We start from the raw sequence: 4097 nt of genomic DNA, 5'->3' as shown, positions 1-4097 counted from the left end.
CGGCGGCGGGCGAGCGCGTCGAGGTGGGCGTTGGCGGCCCCGTACGCGGACTGGCCGCCACTGCCCCAGACCCCGGCGATGGACGAGAACAGCACGAAGGCGTCCAATTCGGCGTCGCCGAGCAGCGCGTCGAGGTTCTCCGCACCGGCCACCTTCGCGGCCAGGATGTCCGCGAACGGCGCGAGATCGGCGTCTTCCAACGGGGTCGCTCCCCCGGTGCCGGCCGCGTGGACGACGGCGGTGAGGTCGTCGCGGATGCCGTCGAGCACCGCGGCGAGCGCGGCGCGGTCGGCGACGTCACAGGCCGCGATCGTCACGTCAGCACCCAGTGCGGTCAGCTCCGCCAGGAGGTCTTCCGCACCCGGCGCCTGCTTGCCGCGGCGGCTCGTGAGGACGATCTTTTCCGCGCCGGCGGTGGCGAGCCAGCGGGCGACGTGGGCGCCGAGCGCGCCCGTGCCGCCGGTGACGAGCACCGTGCCGCGCGGCTGCCACAGCCGTCCGCCGGACGCGCCGATGACCGGGACGAGGCGGCGGGCGAGGCGTCCGTCCCGCAGCGCGACCTGGTCTTCGGCCGGGTCGGCCAGCGCTTGGACGAGCAGTTCCGCGGTCCGGTCGTCGAAGTCCGCGGGCAGGTCGATCAGGCCGCCCCAGCCGGCGGGGCGGTCGAGGGCGGCGCTGCGGCCGAGCCCCCAGACCTGCGCTTGGACGGCGTCGGGAGCCGCGTCCGCGGGCCCGGTCGTGACCGCACCGCGGGTGACTGTCCACACCGGAGTGTCGGTGACCGACCGGAGCAGCGAGAGGGTCGCCGCCACTCCGGCCGGGACGACGCCGGTGCCGGGTGTGAGCGTGAGCAAGGACAAGACGGCGTCCGCTTCCGCCAGGTCGGCTTCGGTCGGGTCGTCGCGCCGGGTGACCGTGACGCCGTTCGCGGTGAGTGCCGCGGCGATCCGGTCGCCGAGCGCGGCTTCCGCGGCCGGGACGGCCAGCAGCCACGTGCCCCGCGGCGTCGCACCGGTTTCCCGGGCCGGTTCCCAGGCGACGCGGTAGCGCCACGAGTCCACAACGGACTCTTCGTCCCGCTGCCGTCGCCAAGTCGACAACGCGGGCAGCAGCGCCGTCAGGGATTCGCGCTGGGCCTCGTCGATGGCCAGCGCGCCGGCCAGTTCGCCGACGTCCGCGCGTTCGACCGCCGACCAGAACGCGGTGTCCGCGGCGGGCGCGGGGGCGGCCGGTTCGAGCCAGTAGTGCTCGTGCTGGAAGGCATAAGTCGGCAGGGCCACGCGGCCGGTGGCGCCGAAGACCGCCGAGAGGTCCGCGGCCGCGCCGTTCGCGAACAGCGTCGACAGCGCGGTCAGCGCCGCCGCCTCCTCCGGCCGGTCTCGCCGCAGCGACGGCACGACCACGACGTCGTCGGACACGAGGTCGCGGGCCATCGAGCTGAGCACGCCGTCCGGGCCCAGCTCCAGGAAGAAGCGTGCGCCTTCGGCTTCGAGCGTCGCGACGCCGTCGGCGAACCGCACGGCTTCCCGGACGTGGTCCACCCAGTAGTCCGCGGTGAACGGCTCGGCGAGAGCACCGCTCACATTCGAGATCACCGGTATCTCCGCCGGGTGGTAGGTGACCTTGTCGGCCGCCGCGCGGAACTCGTCGAGCATCGGGTCGAGGTGCGGCGAGTGGAAGGCGTGGCTGACGCTGAGCCGCTTGGTCCGGACGCCCTGTGCCGCGAACTCCGCGGCGAGGGCGAGGACTTCGGGCTCGTCGCCGGAGACGACCACCGACGCCGGGCCGTTGATCGCCGCGATCGACACCCGGTCGCCCAGCCGCGGCAGCACTTCGGCTTCCGGTGCGGCGATCGAGACCATCGCGCCGCCCTTGGGCAGCGCCTGCATCAGCGCGGCGCGGGCCGAGACGAGCAGGCACGCGTCTTCGAGGGAGAACACGCCCGCGACGTGCGCGGCGGCCAGCTCGCCGATCGAGTGCCCGGCGACGAACGCCGGCCGGACGCCCCACGACTCGAAGAGCCGGTACAGCGCGACCTCGACGGCGAACAACGCCGGCTGGGTGAAGCCGGTCTCGTCCAGGCCCGGCGCGTCGCCGAAGACGACGTCCCGCACCGGCACGGTGAACTCGGCGCAGATCGTGTCGAACGCCGCCGCGTAGACCGGGTACCGGTCGTACAGCTCGCGGCCCATGCCCGCCCGCTGCGCGCCCTGGCCGGTGAAGAGCACCGCGAGCTTGCCGTTCGACACGGTGCCACGGACGACCCCGGGGGCGGGTTCTCCGGCGGCCAGCGCGTGGAGCCCGGAAAGCAGCTCGTCGCGGTTGCCGCCGAGCACGACCGCGCGGTCGTCGAAGCGGGTGCGCGCGAGCAGCGTCCCGGCGACGGCCGACGGCGAAGCATCTGCGACCGCCGACGCCAGCTTGCGGGCCTGGGCACGCAAAGCCTGCTCCCCCTTGGCCGACAGCGCCCAGGCCACCACCGGCGGCTCCGGCGCCACGACCGGCGTGGGCACCGGTTCGTCGGGCAGTTCCAGGATGGCGTGGGCGTTCGTGCCGGAGATGCCGAACGCCGAGATCCCGGCCCGGCGCGGGCGTCCCGTGGCCGGCCAAGCGCGTTGCTCGGTGAGCAGTTCGACCGCGCCGGACTCCCAGTCCACTCGGGACGATGGCGCATCGACGTGCAGGGTCTTCGGGAGCACGCCGTGGCGCATGGCCATGACCATCTTGATCACGCCGGCCACGCCCGCGGCCGACTGCGTGTGCCCGAGGTTGGACTTCAGCGAGCCCAGCCAGAGCGGTTCATCGCGGTCCTGGCCGTAGGTCGCCAGCACCGCCTGCGCCTCGATCGGGTCGCCGAGGGTCGTGCCGGTGCCGTGCGCCTCCACCGCGTCGACGTCCGAAGTGGACAGTCCGGCGCTGGCCAGCGCCGCGCGGATCACGCGCTGCTGCGAGGGGCCGTTCGGCGCGGTCAGGCCGTTCGACGCGCCGTCGGAGTTGACGGCCGAACCGCGCAGGAGCGCGAGGACTTCGTGGCCGTTGCGCCGCGCGTCCGACAGCCGCTCCAGGACGACCATGCCGGCGCCTTCGCTCCAGCCGGTGCCGTCGGCCGAGTCGGAGAAGGCCTTGCAGCGGCCGTCCGGGGACAAACCACGCTGCCTGCTGAACTCGACGAAGATGTCCGGCGTGCCCAGGATCGCGACGCCGCCGGCCAGCGCGAGATCGCATTCGCCCTGGCGGAGGGCCTGCCCGGCCAGGTGCAGCGCGACCAGCGACGACGAGCACGCGGTGTCCACGGTGACCGCGGACCCCTCCAGTCCCAGGTGGTAGGCGACCCGCCCGGACAGCACGCTGCCCGCGTTGCCGGTCATCAAGTGCCCCTCGACGCCGTCCGTGGCGGCGGTGGCACCGGCGGCGTACCCGGAGTGGGCGGCGCCGACGAAGACGCCGGTGTTGCTACCGCGCAACGTGCCCGGCTCGATCCCCGCGCGCTCGAAGGCTTCCCACGAAACTTCCAGCAGCAACCGCTGCTGCGGGTCCATCGCGAGCGCTTCCCGCGGCGAGATCCCGAAGAAGGCGGCGTCGAAGTGCGCCGCGCCGGGCAGGAAGCCGCCGCCGGACGCGTAGAACGTGCCCGGGTGCGCCGGGTCCGGGTGGTACAGCTCGTCGACCGGCCAGCCGCGGTCGGCCGGGAACCCGCCGATGGCGTGGCGGCCCTCGGCGACCAGCTGCCACAGCGCGTCGGCCGAATCGACGTCGCCCGGGAAGCGGCAGCTCATCGCCACGATGGCGACCGGGTCGTCGACGCGGTTCCGCGGCCGGACGGCCGGCGCCGCCGCGGGTGCCGCGCCCGCCAGTTCGCCGTACAGGTGACCGACGAGCGCGTCGGGGTTCGGGTAGTCGAAGACGAGCGTCGCGGGCAGTGTGCGGCCGGTCGCGGTGGCGAGCCGGTTGCGCAGCTCGACCGCGGTCAGCGAGTCGAAACCGCTGTCCTTGAACGCTTTCGCCGGGTCGACCGCGTCGGGGCTCGCGTGCCCGAGCACCGCCGCGACGTGCTTGCGGACGAGGTCCAGCAACCGCTCGCGCGCCGCTTCCGGGGC

General features: G+C 74.3%; 1 protein-coding gene. It reads right to left on the bottom strand.

Translation table 11 applies throughout. The features are described 5' to 3' along the window. On the bottom strand, window positions 1–4097 hold a 4097-nt coding region (locus tag G3I65_RS44465; RefSeq protein WP_160701439.1), incomplete at both ends, for a type I polyketide synthase.

The sequence above is a fragment of the Amycolatopsis sp. SID8362 genome, from assembly GCF_010550475.1.
Classification (GTDB): domain Bacteria; phylum Actinomycetota; class Actinomycetes; order Mycobacteriales; family Pseudonocardiaceae; genus Amycolatopsis; species Amycolatopsis eburnea.
The sequence above is the reverse complement of the archived record's forward strand: the minus strand, read 5'-3'. Positions and strand labels throughout refer to the sequence as shown.